Raw genomic sequence first — 20924 nt, 5'->3', positions numbered from 1 at the left:
ATAAAATTTATTTAAAATGAAAAAGTTTAAAAATATATTATACGCTGGAGGTGTTGTTGCTTCATTACTACTTTTTAACTCATGTCAAAGCGATCTTACCTCTCTGAATGAGGATCCAAAGCACCCTTCAACTGTACCAACGGGAAATTTATTGGCAACAAGTATGTTTCAAGGATTTTATTATATGTACACGGGTAGTGTAAACTTTAATAATTATCGTTTTTTTACACAGCAATGGACAGAGACTACTTATGTGCAGGAAACCAATTATAATTTGACTACTCGAGCTCAGCCAAGGAACCACTTCAGAAGAATGTATGTATATACATTAGCTCCTCTTGAGCAAGCTAAAAAAGATTTACCAACAGAGATTAATGCTGATCCTGACGTAGTTAATAACAAATGGGCTACTTTAGAAATTGCTTCTATTTTTGTTTGGGAAAATATTGTAGATACATTTGGTAATGTACCTTATAAAGAGGCTTTGCAAGCAGAAACTATTAAATCTCCTAAATATGATGATGCCAAATCAATCTATCTTGATTTAATATCTAGATTAGATGCAGCGGTAGCAAAAATTAATAAAGCTAAGGCTGGTTATCCTGAAGATTTGGTTTACAAAGGAGATATGAAAAAATGGATTAAACTAGCTAACTCAATTAAATTAAGATTAGCAATTAATCTTGCGGATGTTGATCCTGCTACATCAAAATTAGTAGCAGAAAGTGCTATAAGCGGTGGGGTAATTGACTCAAATGATAGCTCTTATTCGTTAAAGTTTGACGGAAATACTTTTACAAACCCATTGTTTGATGATTTGGTAGCATCAGGTAGAAATGATTTCTTGCCTTCAGATGTTATTGTAAATCCAATGAATGCTAAATCAGATCCAAGAAGAGCAGCATATTTTACTCAAACAGGAGGAGCCTATGTAGGTGGTGAATATGGTAATTTAAACACATTTTCAGATTTTTCTCATGTAAATTCTACTTTCTTAGCCGGTAATGCTCCTGCAAACTTGTTAAGTTATACGGAAGTTTTATTCTTGAAAGCAGAAGCTGCGGCGAGAGGATATAATGCGGGAGGAACAGCGGCAGGTTTATATGCTGCTGCAGTTACTGCGTCTATGACTGAAAATGGAATATCTGCAACAGATGCTGCAGCTTATATCTTAGCTAACCCATATAATGCTGCAAACTGGAAGCAATCTATTGGATACGAAGGATGGGTTGCTATGTGGAATAATCCTTTTGCTGCTTGGAACTTTGTCAGAAGATTAGATAGCCCTACACTTACAGCTCCGGCATCATCTTATATTGGAGGGATTCCTTACAGAATGCCATATTCTGATCAAGAATATGTAGTTAATAATGCTAATGTAACAGCTGCTGCAAATGCAATAGGTGGTGATAAAGCAACAACTAAACTTTTCTGGGATAAAAATTAAAAAACGTATTAACAACATTCATATTATACCGCCTTCGGGCGGTTTTTTTATTTAGTAATATAATATGTTTGATTATTAAGTTGTATGATGTGGTTAAATTAATTGAATTATTTTTATTTATTTTTTAATATAATAGTATTTTATTTATATATGTGATTGTTTTGATTTAAAATTTTTGTTAATTATTGGTTTTTATTGTTTGTTTATGATAATTTTTTATTTTTTTTAACAATTTTGTTTGAATTATTGAATATATTCGGCAAATTTGTATGGATATAAAAATAACTGATATGAAGAAACTAACAGCAAGTCTTCTTGTTTTAGTATTGACTTCCTCCATGGCAATTGTAAGTGCTCAGGAGAAAAAAGATACAATTAAAGCAAAAGAAATTGAAGGAGTGGTAGTAACTGCTCTAGGTATTAAAAGAGAAAAAAAGTCTTTAGGGTATGCATCGCAGGAAATCAAAGCAAGTGCGTTGTCAGATGGAACAACTAATACAGGAAATATCGCAGCGCAACTATCAGGTAAGGTAGCTGGTCTTAATGTTACTACAAATAACAACTTTGGCGGATCTTCCAATTTGGTTATAAGAGGAGTAAAATCACTTGCAGGTGGAAATCCGTTAATTGTTATTGATGGCTCACCTGTTAATAATGCCAGTACTAGGGAAAACTCAATTGATTATGGTAATGCTCTTTCTGATATCAACCAGGAAGATATTGAATCTATTAACGTATTAAAAGGAGCAGCAGCCTCGGCCCTTTATGGTGAAAGAGGGTTAAATGGAGTAATTGTTATTACCACTAAAAATGGAAAGGGAAAAGATGATGGTTCTTGGGGGGTTACATTTTCCTCAGCAGTACAGGTAGGATTTATTGATAAGTCTACTTTTCCTGAATATCAGACAAGATATGGTGCCGGCTATTCTCAGAAATTCGGTACACAGGCTTCTGATGGTTTGAATAATGCGAACTTTGGAGCAGACGCTTCCTGGGGGCCTAAATTTGATCCTAATTTAATGGTGTATCAATGGGATTCATTTAATCCTTTATCCCCCAATTATCAAAAAGCAACCCCTTGGGTAGCCGCTAAAAATGGCCCTATTAAATTTTTCGAAAATCCAGCCTCATACATTAATAGTGTAACGATAGAAAAAGGGCAAAAAGGAAAAAATATTAGTTTTACTTATGAAAATATGATGTCTGATGGGCTAATGCCTAACTCACATCTTAATAAAAATAATTTCTCTTTAAAGATTAATTATGATCTAACTCCTAAATTACATTCATCTTTTTATTCTACAATGACTTTACAGGATACTAAAGGTAGAAGTATTACGGGATATTCAAACAATATAGCTACCGGCTTCAGACAATGGTGGCAAACTAACGTGGATATTAATGATCTACAAAACTTATATTTTGCAAATGTAGATCCGAATGTAGCCAATGCATCCAATAACTATGGGAATGTTACCTGGAACAGAAAGTCAGCAGCAAATGGGGCGCCTGCATATTGGAATAACCCATATTTTCAGGCCTATCAGAATTATTCTTCAGACAAAAGATACAGAAATTTCACTTATGGCCAGGTAACATATGATCTATTGAATAATATTTCTGTTACCGGAAAAGTTTCTTATGACAGATCAAATCTTGTTGCTGAAACGAGATTGGCTGTTGGATCTTTGCCTCAGGCTTTTGGACAGTCAAATAACACTATTGGGTCTGGTTATGGAAGACGTGATATATTACAGACGGAGACCAATTATGACTTAATGGTGAATTATAAATTTGATATTACTGATAATATTAACCTCTCTGGAGTTGTAGGTGGAAATATACGCCGAAATTATTATAATTCAGTCTATGCTTCAACAGAGGGGGGACTGATAGTACCTGGAATTTATGCCCTATCTAATTCTAAAAAGGCACCACTAGCTGCAGATGAAACTGAATATACAATACAAACTAACTCATGGTATGCAACAGCTTCATTTGATTTTTATAAAAAATTCTATTTAGACGCAACATTCAGGATAGAAGAAACATCAACACTTTTAAAAGGAAATAATGTTTTCAACTACCCTTCAATTACTGGATCATTAATCATGTCCGAAATACTGGACACTAAAAGCTGGATGAATTTTTGGAAAATAAGAGCAAATTATGCTCAGGTTGGAGGAGCTGCTGCGGCTTACCAACTATTTAATAATTATAGACCTGCTGGGATTTTATCTGGTCAAGGAATTTATAACTCTATTTTAAATCAACCTTATCCAGGTCTGCAACCCCAAAAGGCCAATGAATTTGAGGTCGGAACTGAAGCACATTTCTTAAAAGACAGAATAACGGTTGATTTCGCCTATTATAAAACAAGAACTACTCCCCAGATTCTTTCCCCTCTTCCTACTTCTGCAGCTATAGGATATACAGGTAAAATATTCAACGCAGGTCGAATTGATAATAGTGGGGTTGAAGTACAGTTAGGATTAGTACCAATAAAGACAAATGATTTTACTTGGAATATTGATGCAAACTGGTCTAAAAATCAGAATAAAGTAGTAGAATTATATCCGGGGATTAATAACTATCTACTAAATAGTTTTCAGGGTGGGGTATCTTTAAATGCCAGAGTAGGTGAAGCTTGGGGGACATTGATTGGCGCTGATTATACTTACTTAAATGGGCAAAAAGTTATCGATCCTAATACAGGAAAATATTTACAAAACCCCAATCAGGTGATAGGTAATACTACTCCAGACTGGATTGGAGGGATTAGAAATAGCTTCAGTTATAAAGGATTCTCTTTAAGCTTCTTGATTGATGTGCGTAAAGGAGGGGATATATTCTCAACAGATATGTATTATGGGTTATCATCTGGTCTGTATAAAGAGACGGCTGAAGGAGACTTCAGAGACAAACCTATTGTTTTGCCTGGTGTTCTTCCTGATGGTACTCCAAATAATATTGGAATATCACCGTTTGATAACAGTGGTTCTACCGGATACAAAACACAGCCAGCACGCGAATTTGTTTATGATGGATCTTTTATTAAGCTAAGAGAGGCGAGTATTGGATATACGCTTCCAAAATCACTATTGGCAGGTACTAAGATTTATGATGCTAAGATTTCAATTGTAGGTAGAAATCTATGGATTATTCATAAAAATTTACCTTATGCTGATCCTGAAGCCATGGTAGGGGGCGGTCTTAGCTCTTACGGATGGTCCATTGGTTCAATGCCTACGACAAGAGATTTGGGTATCAATGTTACATTTAAATTCTAAATTACTTTAAAAATGAAAAATATTATAAAAATAAGTTTGGTGTCTGCATGTATTGGGTTGGCTTTAAGTTCATGCCAAAGTGATTTGACTTCTCTTAACGATGACCCTAAACATCCATCAGTTCTTCCATCTGATAACTTATTAGCTACAGCCTTGTATCAGTCATCTTATTATATGGATAATCCTAGTGTAAATTTTAATAATTACAGATTTTTTACACAACAATGGGCAGAAACTCAGTATCCGGACGAAACTCAATATAACTTGGTAACTCGTAATCAGCCTCGTAATCATTTTAACAGAATGTATGTTTACAGTATTAACAATCTGAAACAAGCAAAAGTGAATTTGATGAAAGAAGTAGAGACAGATGATATACGCACCAACAAGTTGGCAACTTTAGAAATTGAAGAAATTTTTATTTGGGAAAATATTGTGGATACTTATGGGGACGTTCCTTATTCTGAGGCTTTTAAGCCAGATGGGATTTTAACTCCTAAATATGATGATGCTAAGACAATTTATCTTGACTTAATTAAAAGAATTGATGCTGTTACTGCTACTATAAAGCCTGCAGTTACTGGTTATGGTGATTTGGTCTACGGAGGAAATATGGCTAAATGGAAAAAATTTGCTAACTCTATTAAATTAAGATTAGGAATGAACTTAGCAGATGTAGATCCTGCATTGTCAAAAACTACCGTTGAATCTGCAATTGCTAGTGGTGTTATTTCTTCTGATGATGATGCTTACAAATTTAAATATGACGGCGGAACTTTCTCCAATCCGGTATTTGATAATTTAGTGGCCTCAAATAGGAATGATTTTTTACCTAGTGAATTAACAATTAAGACTATGAGTGCTCTTTCTGATCCAAGAATGGATGTATGGTTTACCAAAGTAGGAGGAGTGTATAAAGGAGGAGTGTTTGGAGAATTGAATGATCCATATACTAACTTCTCTCAATTAAGTTCTTATTTTAGAAGTGCTACTGCAGCATCTAATCTTTTTAGCTATGCAGAAGTTGCCTTCTTAAAAGCAGAGGCAGCTGCAAGAGGATATTCAGTAGGAGGTACTGCTGTAGATCTCTATGCAGCTGCTGTGAAAGAGTCTATGAGAGAGAATGGAATAAGCGGTACCATTGCAGATGCATATGTGCTTGCACATCCTTATGATTCATCAAACTGGAAACAGTCTATAGGAGTACAGGCATGGATTGCTATGTTTAATAAAGGTTTTGCCAGCTGGAACTTTACGAGACGTTTAGATTACCCTATTCTTGTAAATCCTCCAAAATCTAACTTATCTTCAGTACCTTACAGAATGCCGTATTCTGATCAGGAATATGTATTGAATGGAGCTAATGTAAAAGCTGCTGGTGATAAAATAGGTGGAGATAAGGCTACAACAAAGCTCTTCTGGGATAAGAATTAACACATATTTTAATAAACATTCATATTATACCGCCTTCGGGCGGTTTTTTTATTTCCGTATATTTGTACTTCAAAATTTTGAGATGAATATTAAAGATATTATAGAACAAAAACTTTCGGAGGTCATTTTAAATGTATATCAATTAAAAGACATTAAACTGGAAGTTCAGGAAAATAAAACGGAATTTGATGGTGACTTTACAATCGTTACTTTTCCATTGGTAAAACAGCTTAAGAAAAACCCTGAAAGCATTGGGGTTGAATTAGGAGACGCTTTAACGGAGCAGACGGATATTTTCGAAAGCTTTAATGTAGTAAAAGGATTCCTTAACGTTAAAGTTAAAAATCAATTGTTTGTGGATAACTTCAGATCTGTCAACTCTGGTTTTTCAACAATAGATAAGAAAAATGCAACGGTAATGGTGGAATACTCTTCACCAAATACCAATAAACCTTTGCACTTAGGGCATATCAGAAATAACCTGTTAGGGTTCTCTGTAGCACAGATCTTAAAAGAGGCAGGATATGATGTTATTAAAACTCAGATCATCAATGACAGAGGAATTCATATCTGTAAATCCATGTTGGCCTGGGAGAAATTCGGGAATGGGGAAACTCCTGAGACTACTGGTACAAAAGGAGATAAATTTGTTGGAAACTACTATGTGGAGTTTGACAAAAATTATAAGAAAGAAATTTCTGAGCTTGTAGCTCAGGGAGTAGCAGAAGAACAGGCTAAAAAAGAGGCTCCGGTAATGAAGGAAGCTCAGAAAATGCTTCTGGACTGGGAAAATGGAGATGAAGCAGTAAGAAATCTTTGGGCAGAGATGAATTCCTGGGTATACAAAGGATTCAATGAAACTTATAAGAGATTGGGGGTTGATTTTGATCAGGTGCAGTATGAGAGCAATACATATATTTTAGGAAAAGACCTTATCCAGGCTGGTTTGGACAAAGGAGTACTGTACCAAAAAGAAGATGGTTCTGTTTGGTGTGACCTTACAGATGAAGGGCTGGATCAAAAACTATTGCTACGTTCTGATGGTACTTCAGTTTATATGACCCAGGATTTAGGAACGGCTGTTGAACGTTTTAAGCAAAATAATATTCAGAAACTTATCTATACGGTAGGTAATGAGCAGGATTATCATTTCCAGGTTTTATTTAAGATCCTGAAAAAATTAGGATATGAGTGGGCAGATCAGTTATTCCACCTTTCTTACGGAATGGTAGAATTACCGGAAGGAAAAATGAAATCCCGCGAAGGAACTGTAGTAGATGCAGACGATTTAATGCAGGAAATGTATGAAACAGCAAAATCTAAAGCCCAGGAGCTTGGAAAGCTTGAAACTCTTTCTGAAGAGGATAAAGAAGCTTCTTACGAAACAGTAGGACTGGGAGCATTGAAATATTTCATGCTGAAAGTTGACCCTAAGAAGAAAATGCTTTTCAATCCGGCTGAAAGTATTGATTTTAATGGAAATACAGGGCCTTTTATTCAATATACTTACGCTCGTATCCAGTCTTTATTATCAAAAGCAGAGTTTGTGTATGCAGAAACAGCAGATGTAACTTTGAACCAGTTTGAAAAAGAACTGATCATGCAGTTAGCAAACTTTAAAACAGTAGTGGCTAAGTCTGCAGAGACATTAAGCCCGGCTTTGGTTGCTAATTATGTATATGATCTTGTAAAATCTTACAACTCATTCTATCAGAATAATCCGATTCTGAATCAGGATGATGAAAATATTAAACAATTCCGTCTGAATCTGTCAGACCTTACCGCAAAAACGATCAAAAAATCGTTGGAATTGCTGGGAATTGGAACAGTAAACAGAATGTAGAAAAAAAGGCTCCTGAAATCAGGGGCCTTTTTTTATATCTTGTCTCCGTGCATTTGTTTCAAACTATCCGCATAGAGCTTTGCAGGAGTCCATCTTGCATGTCTGGAGAGAATAACTTTATAGCCTTTTTTGTAAGTATATACTTTAGTGAATTTGGCTCCGAAAAATATAAGCATACAGGAATAATTAATCCACATCATAATCAGAATTACAGTTCCGGCAGCACCGAAAGCTGAAGTGGGTTTTACCTGATTAAAATAAAGACTCAGTAAAAATTTTCCAAGTGTAAAGAGAACTGTTGTTAAAAAGGCTCCCCTCCAAACAGATTTCCAGCTGATCTGTACATCAGGCAGAACTTTAAACATGAGGGCGAATAAAAGCATGACGAGCCCAAATCCGATTGAAAAATTCACAGTTTCAACAAGAAGATAGGTTTCGAATCCAAAATATTGGGTAATAATTTTATTGAAAAGACTGATTAATGAAGATAGAATCATGGTAATCATCAGCAGGAATCCCAAAATAAGAATCATTCCAAGAGAGTTGGCTCTATCCAGTAAAAACTTAAGTAATGCTTTTTTGGGAGCAGATTCTACATCCCACAGGGCATTTAACGAATGCTGAAGCTGAAAGAACAAAGTAGTGGAACCAAAGACCAGGGCTCCTACTCCTACTGCTTTCATGAACATATTCTCTTTGTCGATTAAAGCTCCGGCAAGCATTCCTTCTATACTTTTAGCTACGTCAGCGCCCATAATTCCACTGATTTGGGTACTGATCTGCCCGCGGATAGCTTCTTCTCCAAAGAAATTACCCAGTACCCAAATAATAATAATTAACAATCCAGGGATGGAAAAGATTGCATAATAGGCAAGACTCGCTGAATCTTTGGAAGCAGAAGAGCTGTTCCATTCCGTAAACGTGTCCTTGAGGACCTCCCAGAAAAATTTAGCATTATTGATCATTTTTAGAAAGGATATCCGATGGCAATATTTAATACAAGATTGTCTTTTCTCCAGCTTGGGTCTCCGAAATTGATCTTATCAAAGGCCCATCTGTCTCCTTTTTCATAATAAGGTACTCTCAGTGGCATTGCTAAGTCCAGCCTTAAGACCAGTATAGAAAAATCAAGTCTTAGGCCAACTCCGGCTCCTACTGCAATTTCATCCAGAAAATCTTTTGAAAATTTAGCTCCAGGTCGGTTGGGATCGCTATTCAGTAACCAGATATTTCCTGCATCTACAAATACTGCTGCATTTAAAAATTTATATAAGTTGGCGCGATACTCAGCATTTAATTCCAGCTTAATATCTCCGGACTGGTCAAAATAAGTTCCCGGGTCTATTGTCCTGGGATCAAAACTTCCCGGCCCCAAGCTTCTTGCGCGGAAGGCTCTAATGCTGTTGCTTCCCCCTGAGAAAAATTGTTTGGAGAAAGGGACAAATTCTGAGTTTCCGTAGGGATAAGCAATTCCTGCAATAAGCCTTGTTGCCAGTGATGATTTTTCCGTAAACTTATGGTAAAATCTGAAATCATTTTCAATTTTAGCATATTGGCTGAAAGGGATTCCAAAGATCTTTTTCTCTTTGCCTTCTTTTACATTAGCCCCGGTAACCAGTCCCGTGATATTTCCTGCAAGATCAAGAGTTCCTTTATAATAGAAGGTATTCTTTTTCGGCAGCATGGTATTGGTGTACGTGTAAGAGTAGGTAGGGCCAAAAATAAGCTGCTTCGCTACAATACGTTTCATAGCAGGATTATTTTTAGACTTTTCTCTATATTCTTCAGTCACTTTTTCCGGAGAAACCAAAGTGATATCAATGACTTTCAGCTCATGCTCTTTTCGGGCATTTTCTTTCCATAAATATCCGAATGAAGCTGTGAAATTATTAAGTGTATAATATTTTGTCCTGTTCTGGAATTCATACCCCAATGTAATATTTGTCCTTGGAACAAACTCACTGGAAGAATGAAAACGGAACGGAGCTACAATTCTCGGAATAGAAAGCTGAACATTGGTTCCGGCACGGAAAATATTATTGGCATCCTGGGCACCACCCATCTGGAAGTCGAAAGCACCGTAGATTGATGCTTTAAATTGTTCTGCTCCTCTGAAGATATTTCTGTGCGTCCAGTTCAGGTTAAGCTCACTACCAGCATAGCTGGCTGAGTTTGTTCGTCCCAATGCTTCAAGTCTTAAAGACTGAATTTGTCTCGGCGTTAATAAATAATAAGCATCAAATTTATGGTTCAAAGAATCTGAAGTCACAAACTCATTTTTTACAAATTTGAATACTCCTAAGCTGATTAACCGGTTCAGGGTAAGATTATGATTGGAACGGTTGTAAAGATCTCCCTTTTTAAAGTACAAAGCCCTGTCGAAGATCTTCGGTTTAAATTTATGCTGTGGATCAATAACGTAAATATCGTCAAATGCATATTTACTTAAAGAGTCCTTATTCATCGGAACACTGTATTTTCCTTCTTTTACATCCTGAATATTGTAATTCGGAAATACCACCACTTTATCAATACTGAACTGTTGAGTGGCTAAAGGTGGAGTATTATCCTTTAACTTTACATTCAGTTCTACTTTATGGTTTTTACTAACTGTACTGTCTGCCTGTACAATGATATTATCAGGATGGAAATAATAAAATCCTCTTTCTTTTAAGTTGTTATCAATTCTTTCCCTTTCTGCTTTAATAACATCCAGATCAAACGGTCTTCTGTTTTTAAGAAGTGTTTTTCCAGCTATATTCTGAATTTCCTGGTTAATAAGTGTTGAGTCTTTCTGAAACTTCACTCCATCAATTAAATATCTCGCACCGGGTTTTAAGGTATAAATGACCTTTGCTTTTTTATTTTTTGAAACCGTGTCATAAGTGGCTCTTGCATTGAAATATCCTTTGTTTTCAGAATAATTTTCAATAATATCTTTATTGAATTCCCGGTCCACATCTCCCAATAACACAGGTTTTTCACCCATTTTATATTTAAGCCAGTAATTGAAGCCTTTATCTTTTTTAGGCTCTTTTGCAATATTGTAGAAATAAAGTTTTGGGCGCATTCCTAAAAAAGTAGAGTTCGGTTTAGGAGTAAGGTTGGCTTCTAAAGCGGCCTGAAGATCCTTTTTTTCTTTTTTGGAAATCGTGTCACTTTCAATTTTTACTTCAGCGCCTGTATACAGCATCTGGTTTTCCTTCAAAAACCTGGTGTTGCTGCAGGAAACTACTGCCGAAGCTAATCCGGAAATCAACAGATATTTACAGTATGTTGGAAATGTATTACTCATTATTTAAATTCTACCACTTGATTGTTTTGATTCTTTTTAGGCTTTTTCTCTTTGGATTTCTGGAAAATCTCACGGAATTTGTCATAATCCAGCGTAATAATAAATCCGATTCCGGTTTCTATGATCTGCCCCTGAAGAGCTACCTGGTATTCATCCTTACGATAAGCCCTTAACATATACCTTCCATCTTTTGAAAGACTATAATCTACAGTTACATTTCCTGCAATATTCGTCATATTTTCGTTCTGACGGGCCTGTCCTTCCAATCCGAAATTACTTCCTACCGTTACTTTCAGTCTGTCATTCAATAACTTTTTACTGATGTCTACATTCAGGTCGGTTCTTGTATTTTTCTGTCCTGTGGAATAATCCTCTGAAGAATCCAGACCGAAATTAAGATCTACGCCTTTAATAAGTCCGGCAGCCAGATTATTCAGCTGCTGAGAAAGAATTTTACTCACACTCTGTCTTGCCATGGTTTCAGCAGACATTCCTGCACCGCTTTCAAATGGATTTTCCCCTATGAAACGATTCAGAAGCAATAAGGCAAACACCTGTTTATTCAATTCAGATTCCTGAGTTCTCAGCTGGGCCAGTTTCTGGTCAATAACATCCTTCACATTGGATGATATGGAGTTGTTTTTTTCTTCTGTGGTGATATCAAAAGTCAGTTGTGGCTTCAACAGTTCACCTTTCATTTTTAACAATGTGTTGAAAGGGATTCTCTGTTTGTACTGGTTCATGATGGATGCACTTTCAGTACTAATTTGCTGTTCCACAAGATCAATAGGCGGGGCTTCCGTTTTATACACTGCTGTAATATCCATGATGGCCATTGTAGGTTCCCCTGTCCATGTGATAGTGCTTCCTTTCTGAATATCGAACTTCCGTTTCAGGAAGCTAACTGAAAGATCGTAACTTCCTTTATTCACTTCATAGATCCCTACCAGTGTAGTTTTTCCAGAAGGATCAATTCCACCAGTTAATTCTGCTTCACCTTGTAGTTGTACGAAATCTCCGTTTGCTTTATCAATGACAATTGATAATTTTGCCTCTTTGCTTACTTCAATGTTTACACTTACATCCATCCCTTTGATACGGCTTTGGGTGTTAAGAGAATCTGCTTTGATGGTTTTATTGAGAACTACCTGATCCTGATCCACAAATTCTACAATCCCATCTCTTTCCTGTAATGAAGGATTAGATTGAGGAAGTACGAAAGTGAAATCTGTATTATCAGCCACATTCAGTTTTCCGTCTACTTTTGGAAGATCGAGGTTTCCCCGGATATGAAGACCTGCGTCAATAGCCAGAACTCCATACATCATCGCATCATTTGATTTCTGTGAATTGACCACTTTGAAATCTCTAGCATTGACATTAAGATTGAATGCAAAATCTCTATAAGTTTGGGTAAGTACCTGCCCATCTACAACCAGGGCGTTTCCATCTTTATCTTTAATTTTGAACTTGTTAAATTCAATACCACGGTTGGTAAAATCAATCTCATCATTCAGTTTTCTAAAGTCACTTCCTGTTTTTGCAATTTCAAGACCTGCATTATTGAATTTTACTTTTCCGAGAATATTCGGCTGGTCTGTAGTTCCGGTGATTTTCAGGTTTCCGGAAAGATAACCTTCCGTATTTGTAATGGCATTCATAGAAAAGCCTTGAATACTCTTCATCTGCAGCTGGTTAATCGCCATATTCAGGCCAAAAGAACTTGAAGCGGTATTATAGTCTCCAAGAATTCTTACATCATTGCTGTTTCCGGAAAGGGCAATATCAGCATTTAAGAGTTTAGGTGAAGAATTGTTCACTTTTACGGCCAGATTTCCAACCGGACTTCCATAGACAATAAGATTGGAAACATTGAGATCAGACGTGAAAGTCATATCCTTCATCACATCCCTAAGCTGAGCGGTACCGTTGATGGTTCCTCTTGCCAGCACTGTATCTTTTTTGATAAGTTCTGTAATGGTTTCAATTTTAAAATCTTTCAGGGCAATGTTCAAAGGGCTACTTGGGCTTTCACTTTCGGACTGAATGAAAATTTCACTTCCTCCATTACTCAATCTGAAATTATCAGCTAAAATTCCTTTGCTGCTGATCTGAATTTTATTGTTTTCAGCAACATTCCAATCGGTATAATTAAGTTTTAAACCATTTGGGTTCAGGGATACTTCTGTAATGTCATTCAATGATTTTGCATTTCCTGCAATCAGGAACTGAGTGGCATCCTTATCATCTTTTGTAGTGATATTATAGTTGATCGTATTATCAGCAACATCCCCATCAATATTGATTTTATTCAGTGAAAAACTTGAACTTTTTAAGGCTGCAACATTCAGATTGTACTGTAAAGCCTGATTTTCATTAGTGACTCTTAAACTCCCTTTTTCAATAGTATTTTCACCATAGAGCAGTTGCGGAATCTGACCGTCAATTTCAATTTTTTGAGTATCGGCATCATAATTTCCGGCCAGATTAATAGTTTCAAAGCTCTTCAGATCCGGAACAAAATTTCTGATCAGGTCATCATTTTTAATCTTTGCTGTAAAGGTAAAATGCTGTCCCGGATCAATTTTTTGAGATTTATCAGGTTTCTGGAACTGATAATACTGATTAATGGTCTGCGTTAAAGCCCCAAAGATCTGTGTCAGTTTATATTTACCCTTCAGTTCAACATCTGCAATCTGAGAGTTGAAAATAATGTGTGTAGAATCTTTTGTAGAAGACGCGTTTAGGCGAAGTTCCTGCACCGGAAATACTTCTTTTGTATCCGAAAAAGCAAAGTTTTTAAGGTTTAAATAGCCATTCAGGTTATTCGGGTCAAGGCTCGTAAAGTCACCATCTATTTTTCCGGCAAGGATCATTGGTTTTTCATAGAAGCCAAGCTTATTGAGATCCAGCTTGATGACTTCTCCATTGACTTTAACGGTTGGATTTTTTTCATCATACATACCCGAAGCCGTTAATAGTAAATCAGCATTCGGATCTTTTGAATGTAAGATAAAGTTATAAGCCCCTTTGTTGATCTTACCTGTCAGGTTCATATCCTGATAACGGTATCCTTTGTAAGTTGCAGCTGCAACATGTCCTTTTATGCTGGCATTAGCATTTTTAAAATCAAAACTTTCTCCTTTGGCAGAGATCTGGGCAGTGATGGCACCGATATCTTTATTCCGGATGATTTTTCCAACCTGTATTCCCTGAAGATTAGCTTTTACATCATATAATTCATGATTTTTTTTACGCATATCCACATTAGCAACAATCGCGGCATTTCCAAGGGTAGAGTAGAGATTAAGGTCTGTGTTTACAATTTTAGTTGTTCCCTTTGCATTTCCTTTGATGCTGAAACTTGATGGAAGGGAAATGTTGGAAGGGATGGTATTCTTAGGAACTAAATTAAAAATTGTTTTAGCGTTAGCAGAAAATTCTCCGATTCTTAAATCGTAGTACAGCTGCTCTGGATTCATTGCATTTTTAACTCTTCCGGACGCATTTACTCTCAGCTGATCCAGCCCTGAAACTTTAAGATCCTGGATTAAAAGGTCGTTCACACTTCCTTTCACATTTGCATTGACATTAAGAATAGCGTTTGGATATTTATTAAACGGAACGGTATTTCTTAAAGTAGGAACCAGATTTAAAATATCTGAAAACCCTATTTTGGAGTCCTTGATGTTGGCCGAAACTTTTACCGCTCCCAAATTGGAAGTCAGCTGGTCTATAGAGTTATAGTTTAAAATAACCTCATCGCGTAATAGCGTTTTTGGAGTCTGAAGGTAAAGATCTTTCAGATAGGCTTCTTTTTCAGCATATACGAAATCTGTATTGAATTTCTGGATATCAAGACCTCTTGCTTCCTGAATTTCAGCAGAATTCACTGTTCCTGCAAAGGAATTGTTTTCCATTTTGAAACTTCTAACCTCCATATTCATTTTAGAAAAATTAAGGTGGTTAAAGTCTATTCCCTGTTTGGTAGGAGCAATAGCGGTATTGTTATAGGTAACTTTTACATCATTTAAAACCAGTTTTCCTAAAAGGAGGTTCATGGCTTTATCATTTTCAGAAACTTTAGAAACTTCTGGCTCTTTTTTATTTTTCGGATTGGCATTTTGAGCCGGAAGATAAAGGTTAGCATTGATGTCTGCTCCGGAAAGAAATACATTACCCACATTGAATGCGTTATTTTCCAGGTCAAGCTTATTGATTTTTGTACTTAACTCTTTGAATAGAACTTTAGCATAAGTCTTGGTATTTTCATCACCGTAATCAATATTAAAGTGAGTAAGCTTGATCCCTCTTAAGCCGATATTTATAGGCTTTTTCTCATTAAGAGAATCTACTTTTTTTTCAACTTTTTTGGAAACTTCTTCTACAATTCCCTGCTTAAGCTTTAATTTTAGTCCATCAAGATTAATATCATTAACAGCATAGGTATTTTTGTTGAGATCGAATTTCTTTACCCGGGTATCAAAGGATTTAAAATATAAATTAATATCATTCTTCGACTGTTGGTCATTGAAAGTAACTCCAACATCTTTTAAATTGATCTTATCGAGAGAAATAATGAAGGGTTTTGAAGGGCTTTCTTCCTTGTCACTGGTTGCAAAGGCATCAATGATATAATCGAAATTGAATTTGCCATCCGGTTTTCGTACCACATTCGCCCTGGTGCCTTCCATATCTACGGAAGTGATATCTGCTGTAGAATTGATGAGTTTCAGCATATGCAAGCCTACATCCAGTTTTTTTACAGCTAAAAGAGTGTCTACGTCCTGTCCTTTAAGATAAAGATTTTCCATTACAAGACTATTGGGAAACCCGATATAGACTCTTTCCAGACTTACTTTGGTTTTAATTTTTTTCTCCAGGTAAACGATCAGTCTGTCTTTGATAAAGTTTTGAACGGCAGGAAGCCTTAAGCTTAATATCAACAGGGTAAGAAGAACCAATATTGTAATAAAGGTTATTGCAATACGCCTTAAAATTTTTGCAGTGTTGATTTTCAGTTTCAAAAGTGAGAAGGTTTCTAACAAAGATAATAATACTAATTAATATGATCTTTGTTGTAGTACCCTTTTGCGAATGCAAAAATCCTGCCTTGACTGCCTTATTATGGAATTTTTAGTTATGTAGTTGTCAAGTGAATAGTTGATTAAGATGAGCCAAGGCGTGGATTTTATTTTTTAAAAAGCCCCCTTTTAATCATTTTTTGTATGTTGAAAAGGTTAGTTAGCAAAAATGAAAATTCAAATGTTAGTGTAGTTGCAAAGGGGGCTTGGCATGGTTTGTATTAACCAGATAATAATATGTTTTTTAGTTGTTTCCGTTTTCCCATTTCACCTCTTCTCCCTGTGGAGCAGCTCCACCCTGAGCCTGGGTTATAGGAGCGGTTTCCTGGTTAATGTGATAAATGTAAGCAGCAATTTTTTCTGCATCTCTTCCGGTAATGGTTCCTTCTTTGATGAAAGGTCGCATGGTAGGATTGTTAGGAGAACCGTTTTCAAGCATCCAGATAACGTTTTTAAATAAGCTTTTTTGTTTAACATTGATCCAGTGTGTGTCGGTAAGGTTTGGGCCAATACCGCCTTTTCCTCCGTCTCCGTGACATGTAACACAATTCGTTTTGAAAAGTTCCTGTCCTTCTGCGATATTATCTGCGCTGTATTTGGCTGTTTCCAGAGTGACCTGCGGCGCATTTTTTTCATACTCTGCAATAGAAGCCAGCATCATTTTGGATTCTTTTGTATATTCAGCATCCGGATGGGCATAATCTGTGAAAGAAAAAGCGACCAGATACACGGCGCAGAAGATACATCCGAACCAGAACAGGCCTATCCACCATTTTGGAAGGGAATTGTCAAGCTCTGTAATTCCATCAAATCCATGATCTATCAGAATATCTTTTTCTTCAGTAGCAGACTGTTTTTTGAAAGCAGAGTTCCACAGTTTCTGATAATAAGGAACTTTCTTTTCTTCCAGATATTGCTTTTTCTCCTCTTCAGATAATTTGCTGAAATTTTGGTTTTCCACCAAGTCTCCAATTGAATTCATGATCAGCAGGAGGATAATGGTGATTAATATCAGCGCCCAGAAAAAGGGAGATGAAAAATATCCTGAATCACTGGCGAACATTTCAAAGGCCATGATTGTTAAGCCTATCGTTGCAGCGATATATATTGAAATGGGGGTTCTCGTTTTCATTACATCAATTTTTAATGATTACTCTGCACTTGCGGTTTGGATCTGTGTCGTTTTAATGTCTGTTCCTAATCTTTGAAGATAAGCGATCATTGCTACGATTTCTCTTTGTTCAAGCGGTACATAAGCGGCACCTTTTGCTGTTTTTTCTTTTGCCATCTGATCTTTTACATCAGTAGCTTCTGAATAAATTCTCTTTACGATAGCTTTTGATTGGTTATCTGCCCATTGGTTGGCAGAATCAATCTGAGCTTTTGTATAAGGAACATCAAATGCGTTTTTCATTAACTTCATTTTATCCACCATCTGAGTACGGTCCAGTTTATTGGTAATTAACCAAGGGAAACGTGGCATGATAGAACCTGCAGATGTAATTCTTGGGTTGTACATGTGCTTAAAGTGCCATGAATCAGGATTTCTGCCTCCTTCTCTGTGAAGGTCCGGTCCTGTTCTTTTAGATCCCCATAAGAATGGTCTGTCATATATGAATTCTCCTGCTTTGGAATATTGTCCGTTTTTTCCTTCAAATCTTACCACTTCATCACGGAATGGTCTGATCATCTGAGAGTGGCATGCATTACATCCTTCGCGGATATACAGGTCTCTACCTTCCAGTTCCAGTGGAGTATAAGGCTTCACAGCAGTAATGGTCGGAATACTTTGTTTTAGAGATAGTGTTGGAATAATTTCCACCAGTCCACCAATAGCTACTGTAATGAAAGCTAATATAGCAAGGAGAGTAGGAGTTCTTTCCAGCCAAAGGTGTAAGCCTTCACCTTCTTTTCTTGCAGTTCCGATATTGGCCAGTGCAGGGGCTTCTGCAGGAACTTCTTTCTGGAATGAACCAGCCTTAATTGTTTTGATGACATTTACAACCATCAGAATAGCTCCTGAAATATAGAATAGACCACCTAAGAATCTCATTTTATAGTAAGGAATAACAGCGGTTACGGTATCCAGCCAGTTTTTCCATAATAATGTTCCGTCCGGATTGAACTGTTTCCACATCAATCCCTGTGTGAACCCTGAAATATACATAGGTACGGCATAGAAAATAATTCCTAATGTTCCCAGCCAGAAATGCCAGTTCGCTAATTTTACAGACCAAAGTTTTGTTCTCCACATCATTGGGACCAGGTAATAAACAATTCCGAATGCCATAAAACCATTCCATCCAAGTGCACCAATATGTACGTGACCGATTACCCAGTCGGTATAGTGACCAATTTTATTTAATGATTTTGTTGCTAACAGAGGTCCTTCGAAAGTAGCCATACCATAACAGGTAACAGCAACCACAAAGAATTTCAGAATCGGATTTTCTCTCACTTTATCCCATGCTCCTCTTAAGGTAAGAAGACCATTCAGCATTCCTCCCCATGACGGAGCGATCAGCATGATAGAGAAACCGGTTCCTACAGCCTGTGCCCAAGCCGGTAATGCTGTATATTGCAGGTGGTGAGGGCCGGCCCAAAGGTATACAAAAATCAGCGACCAGAAGTGAATAATGGATAATTTGTATGAGAATACTGGTCGCTGAGCTGCTTTTGGCATAAAATAATACATGAGACCCAGTACAGGGGTGGTTAATACGAATGCTACCGCATTGTGCCCGTACCACCATTGTACCAATGCATCTTTTACCCCTGAATATACAGAATAAGATTTCCAGCTTGTGAAAGATAACGGAACTTCAAGGTTATTGAAGATGTGAAGCATTGCTACAGCAATCCATGTTGCCATATAGAACCAGATGGCAACATATAAATGCCTTACCCTTCTTTTAGCAATGGTTCCGAACATATTGATACCGAATATGATCCATGAGAAGGCTATCAGTATATCAATAGGCCACTCGTGTTCAGCATATTCTTTAGAAGTATTGATTCCCATTAAGAATGTGATCACTACGGTAACGATCATAAATTGCCATGACCAGAAGTGAATCCATGAAAGTGTATCACTATACATTCTTGTTTTAAGTAACCTCTGCATGCTGTAGTAAGCGCCACAGAAGAAAGAGTTACAGACAAAGGCAAAGATTACGGCACTCGTGTGAAGCATTCTGATCCTTCCGAAGCCCATGGCTCCCTGAGTGTTAATTAGTCCCTGAATATTACCGGATGCCAGACTTTTAATAGTGGTATCATCTGTACCGAATAAAAATTCAGGTAACTCAGGATAAAAAAGCATCAATGCGGCAGTAAGCCCAAGCAGAAATCCGACGAGTCCAAATGCGATTGTTGCATAGAGGAATGCCCTGACAATATTATTGTCATAATTAAATTTTTGCGTCTCCATAAATTCCAATAGTGTTTACCGAAGTGATATTTACTGTGAAAATGGTTTATTTTTCGCCTTTTTCTATATTAAAAGTAAATATCATGTAACGTGTATAATGTTTTGCCAAAGGTATTTATTAACTTTGTTGAAGACTAATAGCTCAACTTCTAAAATATACCGAAAACTACTAAAACAGGAATGATGAAAATATGTGGACAAAATATCAGGAAAATCCGTAGGAGTAAAGACCTTACGCAGGAATATATGGCTTTTGAAATGGGAATTTCCCAAAAAGCATATTCCGATATTGAGAACTCCAAGGTGAAGATCAATCTGGAGACTCTGACTAAAATCTCAGATATTTTAGAAATTAGACCTTCCGATATTTGCAGCATCTCTCATAAATGTGGAACCGATGATGAATATGAAGATAAATATCAGGGTCTTCTGGAGTATATGAAAATGAATAATATTCCGATCCCGAAAGAATACCTTTAACTTCTTCAGTTTTACATTGTATCAATATACTATAATGACCTTCTCGATATGGATGGAGAAAGGCCATTTTTTTTACAGTAAAATTGTGTTTCTAGTATGAACCTGATGATAAAGACAATGATGTGGGAACAAGTCTTGACCGAAGTGATATTTACTCTGAAAATGTTTTATTTTCGCCTTTTTTCTATATTAAAAGTAAATATCATGTAACGTGTATAATATTTTGCCAAAGGTATTTATTAACTTTGTTGAAGACTAATAGCTCAACTTCTAAAATATACCGAAAACTACTAAAACAGGAATGATGAAAATATGTGGACAAAATATCAGGAAAATCCGTAGGAGTAAAGACCTTACGCAGGAATATATGGCTTTTGAAATGGGAATTTCCCAAAAAGCATATTCCGATATTGAGAACTCCAAGGTGAAGATCAATCTGGAGACTCTGACTAAAATCTCAGATATTTTAGAAATTAGACCTTCCGATATTTGCAGCATCTCTCATAAATGTGGAGCAGATGATGAATATGAAGATAAATATCAGGGTCTTCTGGAGTATATGAAAATGAATAATATTCCGATTCCGAAAGAATACCTTTAATTTCTTCAGTTTTACATTGT

11 protein-coding genes are annotated in these 20924 nt (G+C 36.5%); 6 read left to right on the top strand and 5 right to left on the bottom strand.

Translation table 11 applies throughout. The annotated features are described in order from the left end of the window. Positions 1–16: 16 nt before the first annotated feature. The 4 genes from EG339_RS01900 to argS all read left to right on the top strand — a co-directional run bounded on the left by EG339_RS01900 (position 17) and on the right by argS (position 8014). Positions 17–1447: a SusD/RagB family nutrient-binding outer membrane lipoprotein gene (locus EG339_RS01900; RefSeq protein ID WP_123868619.1), complete on the top strand. Its 1431-nt coding sequence runs from the start codon at positions 17–19 to the stop codon at positions 1445–1447. Between the two features lie 290 nt (positions 1448–1737). Beyond that, the gene (locus tag EG339_RS01895) at positions 1738–4737 is read left to right on the top strand and encodes a SusC/RagA family TonB-linked outer membrane protein (RefSeq protein WP_123868618.1); all 3000 of its coding nucleotides are present in this window, start codon (positions 1738–1740) and stop codon (positions 4735–4737) included. A 12-nt stretch (positions 4738–4749) separates the two neighbouring features. Further along, a complete protein-coding gene (locus tag EG339_RS01890; protein WP_123868617.1) occupies positions 4750–6171 on the top strand; it encodes a SusD/RagB family nutrient-binding outer membrane lipoprotein in 1422 nt (473 codons plus the stop codon). Positions 6172–6253: 82 nt separating this feature from the next. Next, a complete protein-coding gene (gene argS, locus EG339_RS01885) occupies positions 6254–8014 on the top strand; it encodes an arginine--tRNA ligase (RefSeq protein WP_123868616.1) in 1761 nt (586 codons plus the stop codon). A 32-nt stretch (positions 8015–8046) separates the two neighbouring features. Here the strand turns inward: argS and EG339_RS01880 are convergent, their stop codons facing one another. The 5 genes from EG339_RS01880 to ccoN form a co-directional block, all read right to left on the bottom strand. Continuing rightward, positions 8047–8979, bottom strand: coding sequence for a YihY/virulence factor BrkB family protein (locus tag EG339_RS01880; protein WP_123868615.1), 933 nt, complete (start codon positions 8977–8979; stop codon positions 8047–8049). A gap of 2 nt (positions 8980–8981) precedes the next feature. Further along, a complete protein-coding gene (gene tamL / locus EG339_RS01875) occupies positions 8982–11309 on the bottom strand; it encodes a translocation and assembly module lipoprotein TamL (protein WP_123868614.1) in 2328 nt (775 codons plus the stop codon). After that, positions 11309–16336 (bottom strand): translocation/assembly module TamB domain-containing protein, encoded by a 5028-nt coding sequence (locus tag EG339_RS01870; protein ID WP_123868613.1) that lies wholly within the window; start codon positions 16334–16336, stop codon positions 11309–11311. The genes tamL and EG339_RS01870 overlap by 1 nt, the downstream gene beginning before the upstream one ends. Positions 16337–16637: 301 nt before the next feature. Next, the gene (locus EG339_RS01865; protein WP_123868612.1) at positions 16638–17525 is read right to left on the bottom strand and encodes a cbb3-type cytochrome c oxidase N-terminal domain-containing protein; all 888 of its coding nucleotides are present in this window, start codon (positions 17523–17525) and stop codon (positions 16638–16640) included. 18 nt (positions 17526–17543) lie between these two features. Continuing rightward, a complete protein-coding gene (ccoN, locus tag EG339_RS01860; RefSeq protein ID WP_123868611.1) occupies positions 17544–19823 on the bottom strand; it encodes a cytochrome-c oxidase, cbb3-type subunit I in 2280 nt (759 codons plus the stop codon). A 180-nt stretch (positions 19824–20003) separates the two neighbouring features. Here ccoN and EG339_RS01855 point away from each other — a divergent pair, with 180 nt between their 5' ends. Together EG339_RS01855 and EG339_RS01850 are read left to right on the top strand one after the other, a co-directional pair. Then, positions 20004–20303, top strand: a complete 300-nt coding sequence (locus EG339_RS01855) for a helix-turn-helix domain-containing protein (protein WP_228459686.1) — start codon at positions 20004–20006, stop codon at positions 20301–20303. Positions 20304–20604: 301 nt separating this feature from the next. Continuing rightward, positions 20605–20904, top strand: coding sequence for a helix-turn-helix domain-containing protein (locus tag EG339_RS01850; RefSeq protein WP_225716650.1), 300 nt, complete (start codon positions 20605–20607; stop codon positions 20902–20904). The last annotated feature ends 20 nt before the right edge of the window (positions 20905–20924 follow it).

The sequence above is a fragment of the Chryseobacterium bernardetii genome (assembly GCF_003815975.1).
GTDB classification, from domain to species: domain Bacteria; phylum Bacteroidota; class Bacteroidia; order Flavobacteriales; family Weeksellaceae; genus Chryseobacterium; species Chryseobacterium bernardetii.
This window is presented reverse-complemented; position numbering and strand designations above follow the sequence as displayed.